Here is an 18139-nt window from a genome sequence, read left to right as displayed (position 1 = left end):
TGGAACCACCTGATCCCATCCCGAACTCAGCAGTGAAACGATGCATCGCCGATGGTAGTGTGGGGTTTCCCCATGTGAGAGTAGGTCATCGTCAAGATTCAATTCCAAAACCCCTCATCGCTCACGCGGTGAGGGGTTTTGTCTTTTCCGGCTCTGAGAAATCATCAGCCTCAGGCAAACAGACTGCGTACGTTGCTCATGGCGCTGTCTGCGAAGCCCTGTAGAAACGCCTCGAAGTCCGGCAACGCCTCAGGACCTCCCTGGTCCGGTTCAGCAATGATCGTCCAGGTAGCAATACACTCATTGTCACCCTTGGCCTGCACCGTCATGGAGGCCCACAGATTGCCGACAGGCAGACTCGTATGTATCAGCGACCAGGTCATGTACAGCGCTTGATCATCCAGGCTATTCAACTGTTCGATAGCGAAATTGCCGTCCTTGAACAGCTTTTTGCGCACCGAACGCACACCTTTGCCGGTGACCTCGGTGCTCTCCAGCGCAGGAATGAAGGCCTGAAAGCCACCGAAGTCTCCTACGACTGCCCATACACTGTTGGCATCGCTCGGGATCTCCACTGCCGCTGATACACGGCACAACGTGGGGTTCTTGATGAGGGTGTCAGGCTTGAGGTTGTTGTGGATCGTGTTCATGTCGCTCTCCATTACGTTTGATTGATGGCTCGACTCAGATGAAGTCGATTTCCTTCAGGTAATCGCAGCCCTTGCGCAAAAGCGCCGGGGTTTTCTGCGGGTACTGCTCGCCCATCTGGCGGATGCCAACCAGGGTGTTCTGGTACTCGATCATCGAGATGTCCCCGATGTCCTCTTCGAAGCCGTCCAGGTAGAAACCGAGTACGCCAAACAAGGCGTTCTCACTGTCGACGCGGTTGAGTTGTGCCTGCCAATGAGCAACGCTGACCAATTCGAACTTGCGACCTGCTTCGCGGAACGATTCCACGTAGTGGTTCCAGCTCAGCGGTTCAGGGTTATGCAGGTTGAATACAGCGCGGTCGGGCTGGTAGCGACTGGTATGGAAGCCAATGAAGCGAGCGAGGAAGTCCACTGGCATCAAGTCGAAGTTGATGTCGAACTCCGGAACCTGCTCCAGTTGCAGCGACCCCTTGAGCATCAGCATCAAGCGGTTCTTCTGTGGCTGGCACACGCCAGTGCGGCTGTTGAAGGCGATGTTGCCGGGCCGGTAGATGTTGACCCACACGCCTTGATTCCTGGCGCATTGCAAGATGCGTTCAGCGACCCACTTGGAGAGGTTGTAACCGTTTTTGATGTAGATCGGCGGTGTAGCGGCAGCCGGTTGTTCAAGTACAGTGCCTGCGCCATCAACTGCGCTGCAGGCTGACAAGGTCGAGACGAAATTGAAGACTTTCTTGCTGCGTCCCTCACACAATTTCAGGCATTCAAAGACCGGTTCAACGTTATCCTTGAACAGCGCTTCGTAATCCTGAACGTGGTTCACGTTGGCTGCGTTATGCACCAGCGCGCCAAAGTCACGATCCAGCCGCTCATACACCGCTTCGCTCAAGCCCAGGCGCGGCTGGGTAACGTCGGCGGGATGGACCGTCACCCGACTCAAGTCCAGATGTTCAAGCCTGTTTTCCGCCAGCGACTGTTCGAATCGCTCCTGCGCGCTCTGGCCGGCTGATTCACGCACCAGACACGCAATCTCGGTCGCACCCCATTCCAGCAATGCCTGGACGATGTGCACACCGAGAAACCCGTTGGCCCCGGTCACGATCACTTTGTGGACATCGCCCAGTCGGCTGACAGGCAGCGCCGTTATCTGAATGTCGGGGTTGGCATCGAGCAACGCTTTTGGGCTGATGGTGTAGGTCGAGTTGCCTTCGCTGTCGAGAAGACTTGCCAAGGTCAGCACGGTCGGTGCTTCTATGAAGCGGTTGATGGGAATGCTGCGTCCGAACCGCTCGCGAATCCCCAGTAGCATGCGTGACAGCAGAATCGAGTGGCCGCCCAGATTGAAAAAACTCTCGTCAGTCGAGATGTCACCGGTTGGTAGCTCCAGCAACTCGGCCCACAATGCCAAAAGCTGTTCCTGCCGTTCGTTTTCCGGCAGGCGCCGCGAATGCTGATCGCTGAAACTCACCGGCAGCTCCAGCAACGCTTTGCGATCAGTCTTGCCGTTGCTCGCAAAGGGCAACGCATCGATTTGGGTATAGGCAGCTGGGTGCATGTAGTCAGGCAGCAACTGCTGGGCATGGGCCTTCAACGCGCCCAAGGTCGAGTCATGACTCAAGGCATCGTGAGGCTGAGCGACGAAGGCCAGAATGCGTCGCTGCGCATCGACGACCACCGCTACCTGTCGATACAGCTGACTGGCACGCAGGCAATGCTCGATTTCTTCCGGCTCTACCCGAAAGCCGCGAATCTTCACCTGATTATCACGACGTCCGCTCAGCTCGATACCGTCCAAGGTCCACTTGGCCATGTCTCCGGTGCGATAGGCGCGTAGCCGTTCACCGTCCGGACGCGTCAGCCACACATAGCGCTCAGCCGTCAGTTCGGGGTTATTGAGGTAGCCCAGGCAAACTCCAGGCCCGACAATGTACAGCTCGCCCTGGACCTCCTGAGCCACAGGCTGCAAATGGTCGTCGAGAATCCAGACCTGACTGTTGGCGATCGGTCTGCCCAGGTTCCGGTTGCTGCTGTCCGACTGGAACCGCCCGGCGGTCACCAGCACAGTCGCTTCGGTCGGCCCGTAGAGGTTGTGAAACTGACACTGTCCGGTGAGCCGTGTGATCACGTGAGGCTCACAGACGTCACCGCCGGTCACGACATGTTCAAGCCCCAGCGGCTCATCAAGTGGCAGGATGCTCAGCAACGCGGGCGGCAGAAAGGCATGTGTGATGCCCGCTTTCAAAACGCTGACCAGTTGCAGCGGATCGCGTCGCTGATCCTCATCAGGTACCACCAGTTCGGCGCCGCTGAGCCAGGTCGGGAAAATGTCGATCACGGATGAATCGAAACTCAGGGTCGAGAATTGCAGCACCCGGCTGTGTTGATTCAGATCCACATAGTCCGCATACCAGGTCGTGAAATGGCTGAGGTTGCGCTGGCTGAGCAGGACGCCCTTGGGATGGCCCGTAGTGCCCGACGTATAAAGCACCATGCACGGCGCATCGCTGGCAGGGTATGCGTTTGCTGCGAGAAGGCCTGTCTCCGGGAGTTGCATGGCGCTGATGTTCAGCGCGGGGAACTCGGCGGCAGCCAATGGGTGCGTACCGTCATGCAGCAACAGCATCGCCCCGGAGTTTTCGAGAATGTACTGCTGCCGCTGCAATGGCAGAGCCGGGTCGAGCGGCAGGTAAACCGCTCCGCAACCCAGAATGGCGAGCACGCCGGCATACAGTGCCGCGCACTTGGGCAGACAGATACCAATCACGGGTGGCGTATCGGTGTTGCCAGCCTGCGCGATGAGCGGCAGCAGATGACGCTGAATGGCGGCGCTGTGCATGGCCAGTTCGCGATAACGGTACGACTGACCCTGAACCGACAGGGCTGGCCGATCTGCAAACTTCTGCAAGGCCGCCGCCAGCCGCCGGGAGAGTGGCGTTTCCGCCAACTGCAACAAGTCCGGGCGCCGCGTCTGGTTGAACTGATGCTCGAACGGCAGCGCGTCGATGGCCTGCAAGCCGTCCTGCCGCTCGCTCTGAGCGGGTTGCGCCACAGACAGTTGCGCGAAGTAATGATCGTCCCGTGAGCGTCGGCTCACCTGCAGGGCGATGATGTCCACCCATGCGGCAACAGCATTGTCTCGCAGCATTCGACCATTGCCCGAAGGTTCGACCGGCAGCCACTCGCGAACGATCAGACGCTGTGCCTTGGCCGATCCATGCCAACACAACAGCTCCAGCCGTGGCAGCGATCCTGCCGTGTTGTCCAACCCGACACGCAGGCTCAGCACAGTCGGCTGGCCGAATCCTTTCAGGTCCTCACTGCCCAACGCCAGACTGCCGTCCTCAATCAGCATCGAAGCGTGAGTCGTGCTCCACGATTGCGGCGCGGCCAGGTCGGTCAAGTGGTGTACGGTATGACCGTGAGCCTGCAGTTCGGTATTCAGTTCGCTCAAGGTCAGGCTGTGACCTAGAAGCACGATCTCCAGGCGTTTCATTGCAGCGTCCCCTGGGCAGGCAGGTAATCGGCCAGTGCTTTCTGTACACACGGGGCGTCCAGCATCGAGCTGGCCTTGAAGAAGCGCATGATGTTGCCAATCAGTGGGTGATGGCGGTTGATCGGAAAGCTGACCGCCAGGGTTTCAGCCTTGAGGGCCTCTCTGACCGATTCAGCAACCGGCAGATGCTCGATCAGGGTGAAATCAAAACCGTGCTGGATATCGCTGGTCAGGTACTGTGCGATGAACACCGGCATGATGTTGGCGATGCACTGACGATCCGCCTCGCTTGCTGTGTGCCAGTAGATACGCACCAGCCGCGCCCAGAAACCTGAATGGCGACCCTCGTCCAGCAGGTGGTCGGCCATCAGGCCCTTGACCGACTGCTTGACCGAGTCGTCCCTGGCAAAGGCCGCTACATCGTTGGTGACAGTGTTTTCAGCGATGGCCACGCAGATCAGTTCCACGGCGCTGCGCAGGTGCTCCGGCGCCAGTGAAAGCGCGGCAGGGATTGCCCGGCTCAGTTCGATCTCGCCAGGCAGCTCGATGGGCTGTATGCCGGTCAGCGCGATGGTCTGCTGCATGAAATCCATGGCGACCAGCGCGTGGTAATCCTCATCCACCACCACGGTCATGGCGTCGTAGCGGCAGGCGAAGGGGAAACGAATCGCGAAGTTGTCCTTGGCGATACTGCGCGCGGTCTTGTCGACGATTTCGGTCTCGAAGATCACCACGTCATTGATGAATTTGTAGAGGCTCTGAACCAGCGCGTAATCACGCAAGTGCGCACACTCGCGACTGAAGGTTTCGCTGAGCACCAGTGGCTGACGGCTGAGTGGGTAGATCAGTTTTCCATCGTTCTCGACAATCCTGCGTGGGCGAGTACGAATGGTGGCGCGACCTTCCCACGCATCGATGAACGAACTGTAGTCTTCTGCTTTCATGATGGCTTCCTTGTAGAGGCTTGAGCGCTGGCCGTTGAGGACAGCCCTCGGGAACTGACCGGAGCTAAGCGCTGACCTGCATCAGCGGTGCGCGCATGCTGAGCCGCAACGTGTCCCACAGCTGAAACCTGCTTTCCACGGCAGCAATGGCGGCCTGGTACACCTCTTTTTCCCGTTGCGGATCACCCGCCACCAGACGTGCCAACAGGTGCTCTGCAGCAGGGCCGTGGTCTTCGGAGTCGACTTCGATGTGGCGCTCCAGGTAATAGCGAAAGGTCGGTGCCTGACTTCCGGTGATGCCCCAGTCATCGAGAATGCTCTGGAACATCAGGGGAATGACGCTCTCGCGGCCATGCAGAAACGCGGCAGCCACGCTGTGAGCGGGCGCATGCAGCGCCGTATCGAGGGTGTTTGTCACGAACACCGATGCCGCCTGGCCTGCGTTGACGCGTTGCAGAGCGGTTGTGTAGTGCACACCCTGTTTTTGAAGCTCGATGAAGCGCTCGATCTGCAGAGTGCTGGCGCCTACCTCGCGCATGGCATCCAGGTACAGCTCGAAATGGCTGTAGTGGCCACGATCCAGTCGATCGTCGGATTCCTCCCCCAGCACGATCTCGTTGATCAGTCTGGCGGCGGCAGGATCTTTCGGCGGCAGCCAGGGCAACTGGGTACAGGTCAATTCCTGTTGCAGGCGTTTGGTGAGTGACATGAAGTCCCATACCGCAAATACGTGGGTTTCCATGAAACGCCTCAGCACGTCCAGAGACGTGATTTCACCGAATATCGGATGACGGCTAAGTTCAAGTTTCTTTTGGTTCAGTCGTGTTTTTTGACAAGGCATGGCGATATCTCTGGTCATGTTTGATAAATGAAAACTGGCGTATTGATTCGCAGCGTTTATTCGCAGATGTCCATCACCCGAATAACGGGCAAGCGAGCGCCTGCGGGTTGAAACGATTCAAGTCGTCAACGTTCTTTACGCCACTTCATTAAGTTGGACGGCGCCACGTGCTGGCGCCTTCAGCCCTTGATGACACGGGTTTGCGCTGTTACAGCACATTCCGCAAGGACTGCGGAGAAAAGTTAAAACACAATTAAGTACTTGTGCAATGGGTTTATTATATTATTTTAAGTTGTAGTTTATCAGGGCTGAAAGTTGCTATATAAAACTTGGCGTTCAAGGTTTATAGGGGTGTCAGCAACCCTTCCGGTCGATAAGGGCCAGAATTATAAATAATGAACGAATGCCTCGTTCAGCGTTGCCGTTATGCCGAACTATTAGAGTAAGTATGTTTTTGGCGGGCGATATCGGAAACGACTTCCAATGTCTCTCTGCCCGTTGCACTGACTCCTTTTTCGTGGCGTTCACATGAACAGATATCACCGCCTGGACGACGCGCAGGCGGTGAATCCCGACCAGCACTGAACCCTCCGGTTGGATCCATCGTGGTTACGGCCGAGTTTGCCTTATTCAGGCGACACACCACCTGGCGACCCGGAAAATAGATATAAAAACGCCTGACGAGAAGTAGCCGGGCGCTGAACGGAGAGGGGGAGTCAAAAGCGGCTGATCCGGATGGAAAAGCCGCGGGGAGGGGTCAGTCGTGGGTCTTTTTGCGAGGGCGGACGGCTTTCTCTGCGCTGGCCTTGCTGCTCAGGTATTGAGTAATGGCCTGAACGCCGCGATTGAGGTGATGTTGCAGTGCCGCCACGGTCTCCTCCACCGCTTTATCTTCGGCGAGGCGAAGCAGCTCCCAGTGGTCGTCCTGGGAGAGTTTGCCAAGACCCATAGACGAAAGATTGAAGCGCAGAAAACGTTCTTCTTCGTTCAACCCTTCTTCGACCAATTGCATCAGGCGCTTGTTGGGCGTTCTGGTGTACAGCGACATGTGAAACAAGCGGTTGAGTCTGCCGATCTGGGTGTAGTCGGTTTCCACTTCGAGCTGTTCGATGTAGCTTCTTGAGGCTGCCAGGTCTTCTGCGGTCAGGTAGGGGATCGACAGCCGTAATGCTTCGGACTCCAGCAAGATGCGCAACGAGTAGGCATCAACCGCATCTTCGGTGATCAATGGCGCTACTACGGCACCTTTGTGCGTTTCCACCCGCAGCAGGGACTGCGCTTCAAGTTGTCGCAAGGCTTCACGCACGGGCATCCGGCTCACGCCAAACAGCGTTGCCAGTTCCTGTTGGCGCAATGCAGTGCCGCTCGGCAAGCTGCCGTCGATGATTGCATTGCGTAGTTTCTCTTCGATAACGGCCCGTGCAACATTGGCTGCAGGCTGCTCGTTGCCCAGTACCGAGCTTAAAAAGGCTTCTCTGTCTGATTTACGCATCGCCATACTTCTTCATCAACCCGGCAAGATAGGATCCAATAATTAGCTGGACTGCCGACAGACTAGCCAAGACTTGCCAGAAAGTCGCGAGCGTAGAGGTGTGTTCAGTATTTTTAATGGAGCACATGAGTCGCATTTTTGTGAGCAATCGTTGATACGTTCAACGCTATCTTAGCGCCCCTCAGGCCGAGTGCCGAATGAGCATTTATACACATAGCCATTTTCAGCGATGTTTTTATCGCTGAACGCGCTGGCAGTTCACTGCCAGCGCGCAAGAGCGGCCAGGCCAAAAGCGTCCCACGGGCCGTCAGTTGCGGGGCAGACGTCCTGACACAAAATGCTGAACGTCGTTGAAACCGGGCGTCGATGCATGACCGGGCGTCACCAGCGAATCGATGAACGCCTCGTCTTCCGGGGTAATGACAACGTCCAGTGCCTTCGTATAGCCATCCCACTGCTCTTCGGTCCGGGGCCCGACGATGGCGGAGGAGACGGCCTGGTTGTTCAGCACCCAGGCAATGGCGAACTCCACCATGCCGACACCTTTTTCCTGCACGTGCGCCTGAATGCGTTGCGCGATGCGCAAGGATTCCACACGCCACTCCGTCTCCAGCAGCCGCTTGTCCTGACGGCCGGCACGGGTGCTGCTGTCAGGTATGACGTCGGGCGCGTACTTGCCGCTGAGTACACCCCGCGCCAACGGACTGAACGGCACAACGCCCAGCCCGTAAAACGCCGCGGCAGTGATCTGTTCGACTTCTGCCTGACGGTTGACGATGTTGTACAGCGGCTGGCTGACGACGGGCTTGTCCACGCCCAGGCGCTGCGCGACATTGACGATTTCCGCGATCCGCCAGCCACGGAAGTTGGAGACGCCCCAATAGCGGATCTTGCCTTGGCGTATCAGCTCGCCAATGGCCGACACCGTGACTTCCAGCGGCGTGTCGTGATCCTCTCTGTGCAGGTAATAGATATCCACATAGTCGGTGTTCAGCCGGCGCAGGCTGTGTTCGATGGCGTTGAACACATGCTTGCGACTCAGGCCCGCGCGATTGGGAATGTCGCTGGGGGCGCTGTAGCCGAGCTTGGTCGCCAGCACCCAGTCGCTGCGACGCGAGGCGATGGCCTGGCCCACGAGTTCCTCCGAGCGGCCGCCGTTGTACACGTCTGCCGTGTCGACGAAATTGACGCCCTGATCCCAGGCCTTGTCGATGATGCGCAAGGACTCGTCGGCACCTGTCTGCTCGCCGAACATCATCGAGCCCAGCGTCAGTGTTGAAACCTTGAGGCCGGACTGGCCAAGAACACGATAATTCATGTTTAACATCCTCCTTGTCGTTCACGCGGGATCAGTCGGACATACTGGCGCGTATGCCGAGGCATTGAAAAGGTGAGTCGACCCTCGGCCAGATACATGGCTGCCTAGCGGATATCCGGCAGGCCCCAGTCCTTGAGCGAGAAATCGGCCAGTGAATCAATGACCAGATCCGCATGCTCATATTGTTCGCGCGGCATGTGCGAATCAGGCACGGCCACGGCATACATGCCCGCCGCCTTGGCAGCGGTGACGCCGAACGGCGAATCCTCGAACACCAGGCAGTCGGCCGGGTCCACACCCAGGCGGCGCGCAGCAACCAGAAAGATGTCCGGTGCCGGCTTGGCGGCCGTCACTTCCGGGTCATCAGCGGTGACCACCGTTTCGAACAGTTCGAACCAGGCGCGATGCAGTGTGGTCTTGGCGTGGAAGTAATGCACCGAGGAACTGGTGCCCACGGCGATGGGAATGTTGTGCTCGGCCAGATGACGCACCAGCGCCTCGGCCCCTGGCATGGCTGGCGAATGCGGGAAGCGCTCGTCGAGCATCGGCTGGCGGATCTCCAGAAATTCCTCGGCGGTCATCGGCAGCTCCAGCGTCTTGGTCACGTACTCCGCGAAGTCGTTGGCGCCCCGGCCGATGGTGTGCTGCTTGATCGCCCAGTCAAACGTTTTGCCATGGCGGCTGGCGATGGCGTGGGTGACTTCGGTATAGATCCCTTCGCTGTCGAGAAGCAGGCCGTCCATATCAAAAATGACGGCCTTGATCGGGCCAAGTGGGTTCTGCGTCGTACTCATGTGATTCCATCCGGTTAGCAAATTCGTTTCAGCCTAACGTTTCCGCCAAGAGCATGGCTACCCCATGTTTCAGGGATCAGCGCTTGAAAGCCCTTTCGGAACGGCCTGCTCGCAACAAAAGGCAGAAGGCCATGTCCAAAGGGCCTCAATAAGTGCAACCGCACACAGAACTGACCAACTATGCTGGGCCGTCGCGAGCTGCCGGTGATAATCTCTCGCGACTTTTCGGCAGTGCTGCACGCTCTGTCGACCCGCGACTCACAGCTGTGAACACGCTGTGATTTCAGGGACGACTTCTCATTATCAGAACGGACATCTTCGAGTCACTATGAATAAATCAGCAGGTATAGCGGTTGGCGTGATCGTCGTGGCGGGAGCTCTGGCGACGGCTGGCGCCTGGTACACCGGTACGCAACTGGAAGGCGCGTTGAACGATTCCATCAGCCAGGCCAATCAGGAGCTGGCGAAATCGTTCAAGGGCACTGACACCAGCGTCAAGCTCGAAATGCTCTCCCTTGAGCGCAATTTCTTCAGCAGCACTGCGCATTACCGCGTCGATATCCAGAACCTGTCCGATAGCACCCAGGGCGGGCAGTTCCTGTTCGTCGATCACATCCAGCACGGGCCGATCCCGCTGTCCCGCCTGAAGACCCTGAATCTGGTGCCTGTCATGGCGCTGAGCAATTTCGAGATGGAAAAAAGCCCAAGCTCGGAAAAGTGGTTCGCGCTGAGCAAGGACGTATCGCCGCTCAAGGGGCAGGCCAGCATCGGTTATGACCGTGCCACCAAAGGCTGGGTGCAACTGGCACCGCTGGAAATGAACGACACTGACGGTACGTTCAAATTTTCCGGCATGACTGTGAATGCGGCGTCTTCGGCTGACGCTCAGAAGTTCGACCTCGACGGCAGTCTGGATAACCTGCAACTCAATGTCCTGTCGCCTGATGGTCCGGTGAATATCGAAGTCAAAGGCATGACGTTCGACACCGGCGGCACCAAGGGTAAATCCGGGTTTTACCTGGGTCATACCAACATGAAAATCCAGGCTGCCGCCTTCCAGCTGGTCGGCAAACCGCAGGTTCAGCTCAAGGATTTCACCAACACCAACCTCGCTCAGGAAGATGCCGGTAACTTTGCCGCGCAGGTCAACTACGACATCGGCATGATCGCCTATGGCGGCAAGGACGTCGGTGCCGCACATCTGGGCATCAAGATCGCCAACTTCAATGCGGTGGCCACTCAGGCGCTGTACCAGCTTTACCAGAACACCATCCTGCCGCAACAGCAGGCTGCCATTCTGGCCGAGCGTCCGTTGCAGCTTGAGTTGACGCCTGCCGAGCGTGAAGTGATGAACACCCAGACGAAAACGCTGCTGGCCGGCAAGCCACGTATCGAACTGGAGAAACTCTCGCTCAAGACTGCCAACGGCGAAAGCCATATGCAGATTGCAGTGGACCTGACCGATCCGGGTTCGCTTGACCAGCCGGCCGACGCGCTGGCCGTGAAAACCGTAGGCGAGGTCAACGCCAGGGTCGTACTTTCGAAGCCGATGATCCGCGACATCGTCACCCAGCAGGCCATTCGTGAAGGCCAGACTGACCTCAAGGCCATCGCCGAGCAGGCCAGTGCTGCCAGTGACATGGCCAGCGCCATGGCCGAGATGATGCAACTGGCCAAGGTCGAGGGTGAGACCATCGTCTCTGACCTGCATTACGCCAACAACATGGTCGACTTCAACGGCCAGAAGATGACACTGCAGCAGTTCATGGCGACGGTCATGGGCAAAGTCGGCGCGCTGGGCGCCCAGTAAGCCTGCATGTCGCTCGGGGCTGCAATCGCAGCTCTGAGCTACGCCTTCTTCAGGGAAACGTCCCGCATCAGCGTTCTGATGACTTCCAGCGTCTGGTGGTAAACCGTTCCGTAATGGTCATGATGACAGCACGGCCTGACCGAAAGGGTGATGGCATCCGCGGTCGCAGCGGACAAGTGCACATCCACCTGAGGGCTGGGCAGTACGTTGGGAAGGCTGCCCACCTGATCCTTGAGCCGCGAGATAACCGCCTGTTCGTCTTCCATATTCGGTAACGTCGCCGTCAGCTCCACGCGCCGGAAATCATTGCTGGAGTAATTGATGATCGTGTCGGCGAAAATCTTGTTGTTGCCCACCAGATTGAGCACATTGTCAGCCGTGTTGATGGACGTCACGAACAGCCCGATCTCGACCACTGTCCCCGTCACACCCGCCGCCGTAATCGCATCGCCGACTTTGAACGGCCGCAACACAATGATGAAACCACCCGCCGCCAGATTCGCCAGCAAACCCGACCATGCCATGCCGATCGCCAGCCCGACCGCTGCCAGCAGCGCTGCGAAACTGGTCGTCTCGATCCCGCAGTAACCGAGAATCGCGATAACCAGAATGATGTTCAGCGTGACGGTAATGAACGAGCCCAGGTAGCGCAGGACTGTCGGATCGAACCGCTGGCGGGTCAGCGAGCGTTGCACCATCCTGACCAGCACCCCGATCAGCCAGCGCCCGAAGATCCACAGGAAGGCAGCGATGACCAGCTTCAGAACGATCGTCGCCCCATACTGCAACACGATGTTGAGTAACGAATTGACCTTGTCGGTGCCGACATTGATGACATTCAGCGCATCCATGAACGCAACTCCTGAACGTAAGGCTCGACCGGCAGATGGCCTGCCGTATGACCCCGTACATTGTTCAAAAAACGCCAGAACATCTACTGGCAGTTGTGACAGGAGGCGAAGTGCTGGTATTCGGCGGCGCTTGTTTTTTCGTTACTGAGTCAGTCCCACCAAGGTATCCGCCAACTGGCGGGTGTGCTGTGATGTTCCCGCCGTCATGTCGCTCGATCCTTCCAGCTCGCTCAACAGGCCCGTCAGCGTGCCGACCTCTGCCGACTGCTCTTCGATGTGTTGCGCAACCTTGCGAATCTCTTCCGCCAGACGCTCGATATCGGTGCCGATGTCGTTGGCGTTCTGCGACGTCTTTTGCGCCAGTTGACGAACCTCGTCGGCCACGACTGCAAAGCCGCGTCCCATTTCGCCTGCGCGTGCGGCTTCGATGGCGGCGTTGAGCGCCAGCAGATTGGTCTGTCCGGCGATCTGTTGAATCGTCTGCACCACCGACTGAATGCGCAGGCTGGACCTGGCCAGTTCCCGCGAACCCGACACGACTTCGTCGGCCTGATTGACCAGGCTTTTGACGGTATCGCCAGCCTTGTCGATGACTTTTTCCTGATGCGTGATCGTTTGAGTCAGCTCATCCATCGAGACGTGCAACTCGCCTGAGTAGTGACGCAACTGCCCGGCAATTTCTTCCTGATCCTGGTGAGCTTTGACCAGCACATCGCCCAGATCGCTCAGGCCGCTGAACACCGGACGAATCTGTTCATCCAGACCGCTTGGGTCGATGGACTGGACGAAATTGCGCTGCTTGAACTGATCAATCTGCTTGACCACCACATGGCTCAGGCCCGCCAGTTTCTTGATCTGCCGACGCAGAAAGAACGCCTTGAACTCGCCGTAGTAGGCGATGAAGTTATCGATGTACTCGTCGCGGAACGACTGGCCTTCAGGCACCTTGAAAAAGAACACGGCGGTCAGCGTCTGATTGAGGTTCAGGCCGAGGATCTCCCCGAATGTCGAGAAGCCAACGACAGGCGTATCGCCGAAGACGTCGTTCATGCGGCCCAGTTCGCTGCCGTTGTTCAGGCGGCGCAGGATGCAGTCGCTCAACAAGCCCAGCAATGGCTTGCCGGACTTGCCCTGCAGGAAGCGGGCGAAGTCCTTGCGCGTGCTGTCGATCATCGACGTTCGCTTGACCATCACCAGTTCTTCGCCTGGCGCTACGTCGCAGAACAGGTGGACCCGCTCGCTTTCGTAATCAATGCGCGCGATGGAACGCACGAACAGTTCCTCGCCCACCCGGATGGCGAACGAATACTGCGCCAGCTTGCTTTCCAGATCACGCCGCTCGCAGTGCAACGCCTCGCACAGCGCCGCCACCATGGTGCTGATCTCACCACGCGCGTTGACCACCTGGCTGATGTAACGCTCTTCCAGCGACGCGGTCAGCACACTCAGGCTCAATGACGTCGGTTCGAAGTTCTGGCTTTTGAAAACCCCGAAGCGCACGTTCTTCGCGCTCTTGAGGAACACCACCTGAGCATGGTTCTCGTAACTGCGCTTGCCGTCGTGAATCAGCGTTTTCTGAAAGTCGCCCTTGCCACCGGCAGACCCGCCGACGAACAGGCATGGAAAGCGCCCGGACTCGTACAGCGCTTCCATGAAAAACGATTCCGACGCCGACAACCCGTCGAACGTGACATAGGCCAGCGTGTCGCGATGATCGATAAGCGTGCTCACTTGTGTGCGCTTGATCGAATCGGTCAGCCGCGCGATACGCTCACGCATGGAAAGCCGCTTGCCCGAGCCGCGAATGTCCTCACTGTGCAACGGAATATGCACCACTTCGGCACTCTTGATCACACTGGCGTCGAAGAGCGCCAGCACGATCCGGTCCCATTGATTGTCGGCTGCGCAATACAGCGAATCGTCGCTCGAGCACAACTCGCCCGACGTTGTGCACAAGCTGATTTTTGCATTCGGAAAACGCGCCGCCACAGACTGCGCAACCTGATCGAAATCGACATGCGGCGAGATAAAACCGGTGAGGTAAACCGGGTCGAAACTCAGGGCCGAGAGTTTTGCACTCAGCTCGCGGGCAGAGGTAATGACACTGAGAACGCCGCCGGTCCGTGTGGCAGTGGTCCGGAGACGGGATAGAAAGCTCATGATTGAGTCCGAAGAAGGTAGGAAGCGGAGGCCGCAGGGGATGCGGTCAGATCCTGTTTCATCGGCTGGAAGGGGGATCAGATTAGTGGTTCGGTCTGAAAAAGCTGTCCAGACAGACAATTTCTGACCGCTGGACATTCAGATGAGTTGTTCAAGAGGCTTCAGTGGCTGAACGCTTCAAGTTTTTGAGCACTGGAGCTCGTCAGGTGGCTGCCCCATTTTCCGCAGGAATTGCTGTTGCTGTCTGATCAGGTCGCGGTAACCGATACAGCGATAATCCATGCCATGTTCAACGGCCAGATCTGCGATGATCGATGCAAGGGCAGGGTAGTGACGGTTGCTCCAGCCTGGGAACAGATGGTGCGTCAGATGGAAATTCAAACCGCCGATCAAGGGGTGTAGCCAGCGTGGCGAAGCCGGCCAGTCGCAGGCGGTTGCGAAGTTATGGCGATACCAGCGGTGGGGCATTCGGGCAGAGTCGGGTGCGGGGTAGAACTCTGCATCGGCCCAGTGAGTTCCCAATAATAGAAACACCACCCAAAGCGAAGCCATCGTCTGGCTTAACAGGTAAGCGATCAGCACGGTGGTCCAGTTGCCGTTGAACACCAGCAAGGGAATCACAAGAACCAGCAACAAGTGAGTGATCTTGCTGACGATGAACACCGGCCATCCCGGTAAGTTACGTTTAGCCTTGAGCGGTGTTTTGCCCAGCCGGTCCGACCAGTCGAAGATCCAGGCGATGTAAGGAAGTGACAGTGCGGCAATCAGGGGCCAGTACAGGTGCTGATAGCGCATATGTTTGCGCCACCGTTGATAAGGGGTCTGTCGGAAGACACCGTTTTCTTCAGTGTCCAGATCGTAGTGTTCGATGTTGGCGTAAACGTGATGAAACTCTACATGCCGGACTCGCCAGTAATCCGGGTCGATGCCCAGCGGTAGCGTTGCCAGTCGCCCCACCAGCCTATTAGCCCAAGTTGTATGCAGGAAGTACGGTGAAGAAAAGCAATTATCGATTGTGGACAAACGCGACCGTATATCATGCATTTAAAGTGCCGTACTGCGCAGCGCGAGGTCGTCTGGAGTCGCCCAGTGCTCACGTCGTCGCGGGGGTAGGGGGTTATAATATATTTTTCTTGTGTACATAGCTGATTAGCGCTGCCACCGCTAAGGCCAAACTGGCGCATAAACAGAATTCACTGATATTTGCCGCATAATCCACGATTTGTCGACCGTCAGTAGTTCCCCCGGATCCGCTAATGCCACCGGCTGTGCCGCCTAAAAACACGAGCCCTGACATTGCACACAAGCCCAGTAATGCAAGAGACATTTTGAATAACGTGCCGGGAGTGAGTACATTCGACATCCCGCCTCTGGAGCCTGCCGTCACAGCCCGAAAAATGACGAGCCCTATATAAAAGATGGCTGATAAGAAAATCAGGATAAAAATTACTGGAGCCATTAAAGTTACCGTTTGGATATTTTGATGTTTGTGTATGACCTGATTTTATAATTATTACTTACTAACGTCTACGATGCTCGCCGGGGATACAGTAGCGCATTCAGCTTAACCTCAAAAACCTGTTGTTTTCAAGGTGACGGTCTTAGGCTGTCTACAACGCTATCCCAAAATGCCAGCGCTTCTTCATCAGACTTAAAGTCGCTACCAACTTCATGCGTTCCCAATCGAAGGTCTATAAAAGGGCTTGTATTGGACTTTAACAATCCTGCATATTCTATTTGAAAAGTGTAAAAACGTTTTCCATCGATCAGCGTTGCAATAGCAACTTCCTCCGCCTTGAGGCTGCCTACCATACGCTCCCTTTTTCTAAGGGTCTTTGTTTTGCTTAAAATCTGGATCATGCCTGACGCTAGGCCACCGCCGCTTTCACTTTCAAAGCGCTGTATTAAATTTTCATCGTGCTCAACGATTCTTTGAGTTAGCAGGCTCACAAAAGTGCCTGGATGCGTTGAGATTTGCGCCCCCATATAGATGCCCTCTAAGGACTGGGCAGCACCCAAAGTGGTATAGCCTTCCTCTAAGGCGAAAGCTCCTGCTGGCGGAGCATCCGATGGGCGTCGGTAGTAGATTGACTCGCTAATCAATCGAGCCTTATTGATCGCGCCATCAATTCCGTTAGCTGAAATTGATTGAGCTATCATTCGGTATAGCGTGTTTTTTGACGTAAAAAAGTAAGCATGAAAAGTGTAGAAGTCCCCCAGTTTTGAGAGTATAAGAACGCTGCCGTTGCTCAGTGGAACTGTTTTTTCATATCGGCTGGATGTGCCGTAAGCAATTCCTTTTTTGAGTTCGTCTGTTTTTTGTGCAACAATAGATACTAAGTCGAATGTACCGTTTTTGCTTATTAACTCAACTTTCTCATTGTATAATTTGTAGTCGCTGACAACTTCGGACCCTGCTGGCAAGTCCAGTTTGAATCTGCCGAAGTAATGAGTGGTCCACTGATTTCTTAATGAGCTTTCTATGCGTTGAGCAAAGACTGTTTGGGTAAGTAGGTATGTAGCCAACAACACAAAAAATATTTTAGTCTGAAAGTTTTTTTCATGTCGATCCTCTGGGAGACGTTTCAAGAGCCAAGCAAAAATGTGCATGTAGAGAGCATAGCCTTCGGTTCAGAGTTTGTTCGGATGGAAAGACTCAAGCAAATTGTTCCAGACTGATAGGAATTCTTCTTCAGTCAAACCGTCTTGTGATCGGTTTGGGAAACTAGGAGCGTTGTCAGGTAAATGATCGGAAGTGAACGAATAAGTCGCGGTTATCCTGATCTCTGGTTTCTGAATGTCTTCCGGCATGCCGGGGTAGTACCACATACCGGTGATTTCAGTTAAGTACGTACCATTCAGCTTTTGAGTGGTGCCTTCAATGATCTCTTCTCCCTTGAAATTGTTTATTACTCTACTGGAATCTTTAAATTTTTTGATTCTATTCTCTGAGTCGCTAAGCCACTTTAACACACCGGGTAATGCTAGGTCAGGAATACTGGGTGTCCGATCAGAAAGAGGAAGGTTAGGTTCGCCTTGGTAGGCGTCGATATTGAATCCGATATTAAAGCCTTTTTTGTCAGTGTCTTCAAAAGAAGCGCTTAAAGACTCCCGCTCATTTTCTTTTCCTTCTATACAGCCTTTTACAAAGCAAAATCCACTATGCTTATCATCTGAGGTATCAAAACGTGACATAAGCAAAGCAATGCGCGACGGATCTCCTAAAGTTCGTTCACCACCTATCTCCAGCAGCACATTTTTTTTCCACACAAATCCCAATGAGCTATTTGAAACCTCATCCATAGGTTTGCCATAAACATCAACACCTGTTAGACGTATATGATTGTATGCAGCCAGCCAAACATTGTCCGATGGTTGTGATATCTCAGCAGGTTTTTCTATGGTTTTACGGCCTGCCTCATTATTTTTTATCGTCGCTAATGAGTTGTCGATCAATTGTTCTGCACGCGGTTTTGTGTAATCAAAGTAAACCTTTATAGGGATGCCATCCTTATTTAGTGCAATATCTGTGAGCTTCATGCTTTCTGGTATTTCCACACTGTAGCGAGCGATGGCTACTGAGTGTGTTTTTTGATTTTTAGTGGCGAGAATTTTTTTGGGTTTCTCGTTGTTGGATAACATAAACGTAAGTAAAAGTATGGCAGTAAAGCCGAACGCTGTGAATAAGTAGTTTTTCTTTCGTTGTGTGGTCAGCATAAAGTTTTTGCTCTCTTAGCTATACTTATCATAGAGTGTGCAGTTACTGCTCTGACAAATTTATTATCA

Annotated in this window: 13 protein-coding genes, 1 rRNA gene and 2 pseudogenes; 2 read left to right on the top strand and 14 right to left on the bottom strand. The window is 55.5% G+C overall.

The annotated features are described in order from the left end of the window. Nucleotides 1-97 (top strand): 5S ribosomal RNA (rrf, locus tag KDX39_RS25735); the annotation flags it as partial. Between the two features lie 73 nt (nucleotides 98-170). On the opposite strand, the gene KDX39_RS25730 is transcribed toward rrf, so the two are convergent. From KDX39_RS25730 to KDX39_RS25700, 7 genes are all read right to left on the bottom strand, one after another. After that, nucleotides 171-650 carry an SRPBCC family protein gene (locus KDX39_RS25730; RefSeq protein ID WP_231662312.1) on the bottom strand — a complete coding sequence of 160 codons (480 nt, stop codon included), beginning with the start codon at nucleotides 648-650 and terminating at the stop codon, nucleotides 171-173. Nucleotides 651-684: 34 nt separating this feature from the next. Continuing rightward, nucleotides 685-4143 (bottom strand): non-ribosomal peptide synthetase, encoded by a 3459-nt coding sequence (locus tag KDX39_RS25725; RefSeq protein WP_231662311.1) that lies wholly within the window; start codon nucleotides 4141-4143, stop codon nucleotides 685-687. Then, the gene (locus KDX39_RS25720; RefSeq protein WP_231662310.1) at nucleotides 4140-5087 is read right to left on the bottom strand and encodes a diiron oxygenase; all 948 of its coding nucleotides are present in this window, start codon (nucleotides 5085-5087) and stop codon (nucleotides 4140-4142) included. The genes KDX39_RS25725 and KDX39_RS25720 overlap by 4 nt, the downstream gene beginning before the upstream one ends. A gap of 64 nt (nucleotides 5088-5151) precedes the next feature. Then, nucleotides 5152-5928: a DUF3050 domain-containing protein gene (locus KDX39_RS25715; protein ID WP_231662309.1), complete on the bottom strand. Its 777-nt coding sequence runs from the start codon at nucleotides 5926-5928 to the stop codon at nucleotides 5152-5154. Nucleotides 5929-6685: 757 nt separating this feature from the next. Next, nucleotides 6686-7420 carry a GntR family transcriptional regulator gene (locus tag KDX39_RS25710; protein WP_231662308.1) on the bottom strand — a complete coding sequence of 245 codons (735 nt, stop codon included), beginning with the start codon at nucleotides 7418-7420 and terminating at the stop codon, nucleotides 6686-6688. 307 nt (nucleotides 7421-7727) lie between these two features. Next, nucleotides 7728-8738, bottom strand: a complete 1011-nt coding sequence (locus tag KDX39_RS25705) for an aldo/keto reductase (RefSeq protein ID WP_231662307.1) — start codon at nucleotides 8736-8738, stop codon at nucleotides 7728-7730. Nucleotides 8739-8842: 104 nt separating this feature from the next. Further along, nucleotides 8843-9532, bottom strand: a complete 690-nt coding sequence (locus KDX39_RS25700; RefSeq protein ID WP_180274292.1) for an HAD-IA family hydrolase — start codon at nucleotides 9530-9532, stop codon at nucleotides 8843-8845. 328 nt (nucleotides 9533-9860) lie between these two features. Here KDX39_RS25700 and KDX39_RS25695 point away from each other — a divergent pair, with 328 nt between their 5' ends. Continuing rightward, nucleotides 9861-11342 (top strand): YdgA family protein, encoded by a 1482-nt coding sequence (locus tag KDX39_RS25695; RefSeq protein WP_184323582.1) that lies wholly within the window; start codon nucleotides 9861-9863, stop codon nucleotides 11340-11342. 38 nt (nucleotides 11343-11380) lie between these two features. On the opposite strand, the gene KDX39_RS25690 is transcribed toward KDX39_RS25695, so the two are convergent. From KDX39_RS25690 to KDX39_RS25665, 7 genes and pseudogenes are all read right to left on the bottom strand, one after another. Further along, on the bottom strand, nucleotides 11381-12193 hold the full coding sequence (locus KDX39_RS25690) for a mechanosensitive ion channel family protein (RefSeq protein ID WP_231662306.1): 813 nt from the start codon (nucleotides 12191-12193) through the stop codon (nucleotides 11381-11383). A gap of 141 nt (nucleotides 12194-12334) precedes the next feature. Beyond that, nucleotides 12335-12691 (bottom strand): annotated as a pseudogene (locus KDX39_RS26730) (methyl-accepting chemotaxis protein); the annotation flags it as partial. 555 nt (nucleotides 12692-13246) lie between these two features. Then, nucleotides 13247-14353 (bottom strand): annotated as a pseudogene (locus tag KDX39_RS26725) (FIST signal transduction protein); the annotation flags it as partial. Between the two features lie 177 nt (nucleotides 14354-14530). Next, nucleotides 14531-15397 (bottom strand): acyl-CoA desaturase, encoded by an 867-nt coding sequence (locus KDX39_RS25680; protein ID WP_269439988.1) that lies wholly within the window; start codon nucleotides 15395-15397, stop codon nucleotides 14531-14533. A gap of 73 nt (nucleotides 15398-15470) precedes the next feature. Further along, nucleotides 15471-15812, bottom strand: coding sequence for a hypothetical protein (locus KDX39_RS25675; RefSeq protein ID WP_231662303.1), 342 nt, complete (start codon nucleotides 15810-15812; stop codon nucleotides 15471-15473). Between the two features lie 128 nt (nucleotides 15813-15940). Beyond that, a complete protein-coding gene (locus KDX39_RS25670) occupies nucleotides 15941-16963 on the bottom strand; it encodes a T6SS immunity protein Tli4 family protein (RefSeq protein WP_231662302.1) in 1023 nt (340 codons plus the stop codon). A 21-nt stretch (nucleotides 16964-16984) separates the two neighbouring features. Next, complete coding sequence (locus tag KDX39_RS25665) at nucleotides 16985-18070, bottom strand: T6SS immunity protein Tli4 family protein (protein WP_231662301.1); 1086 nt, start codon at nucleotides 18068-18070, stop codon at nucleotides 16985-16987. Between the last annotated feature and the right edge of the window lie 69 nt (nucleotides 18071-18139).

Origin of the sequence: Pseudomonas sp. CDFA 610 (assembly GCF_021147865.1) — a bacterium.
Taxonomy (GTDB): Bacteria; Pseudomonadota; Gammaproteobacteria; order Pseudomonadales; family Pseudomonadaceae; genus Aquipseudomonas; species Aquipseudomonas alliivorans.
The sequence above is the reverse complement of the archived record's forward strand: the minus strand, read 5'-3'. Positions and strand labels throughout refer to the sequence as shown.

Excerpts from the sequence above, each read along its gene's own strand:
- KDX39_RS25710 (WP_231662308.1), bottom strand. The coding sequence starts at position 7,420 with ATGCGTAAATCAGACAGAGAAGCCTTTTTAAGCTCGGTACTGGGCAAC.
- KDX39_RS25730 (WP_231662312.1), bottom strand. The coding sequence starts at position 650 with ATGAACACGATCCACAACAACCTCAAGCCTGACACCCTCATCAAGAAC.
- KDX39_RS25675 (WP_231662303.1), bottom strand. The coding sequence starts at position 15,812 with ATGGCTCCAGTAATTTTTATCCTGATTTTCTTATCAGCCATCTTTTAT.
- KDX39_RS25680 (WP_269439988.1), bottom strand. The coding sequence starts at position 15,397 with ATGCATGATATACGGTCGCGTTTGTCCACAATCGATAATTGCTTTTCT.
- KDX39_RS25720 (WP_231662310.1), bottom strand. The coding sequence starts at position 5,087 with ATGAAAGCAGAAGACTACAGTTCGTTCATCGATGCGTGGGAAGGTCGC.
- KDX39_RS25690 (WP_231662306.1), bottom strand. The coding sequence starts at position 12,193 with ATGGATGCGCTGAATGTCATCAATGTCGGCACCGACAAGGTCAATTCG.
- KDX39_RS25695 (WP_184323582.1), top strand. The coding sequence starts at position 9,861 with ATGAATAAATCAGCAGGTATAGCGGTTGGCGTGATCGTCGTGGCGGGA.
- KDX39_RS25715 (WP_231662309.1), bottom strand. The coding sequence starts at position 5,928 with ATGCCTTGTCAAAAAACACGACTGAACCAAAAGAAACTTGAACTTAGC.
- KDX39_RS25670 (WP_231662302.1), bottom strand. The coding sequence starts at position 16,963 with ATGCACATTTTTGCTTGGCTCTTGAAACGTCTCCCAGAGGATCGACAT.
- KDX39_RS25700 (WP_180274292.1), bottom strand. The coding sequence starts at position 9,532 with ATGAGTACGACGCAGAACCCACTTGGCCCGATCAAGGCCGTCATTTTT.
- KDX39_RS25665 (WP_231662301.1), bottom strand. The coding sequence starts at position 18,070 with ATGCTGACCACACAACGAAAGAAAAACTACTTATTCACAGCGTTCGGC.
- KDX39_RS25725 (WP_231662311.1), bottom strand. The coding sequence starts at position 4,143 with ATGAAACGCCTGGAGATCGTGCTTCTAGGTCACAGCCTGACCTTGAGC.
- KDX39_RS25705 (WP_231662307.1), bottom strand. The coding sequence starts at position 8,738 with ATGAATTATCGTGTTCTTGGCCAGTCCGGCCTCAAGGTTTCAACACTG.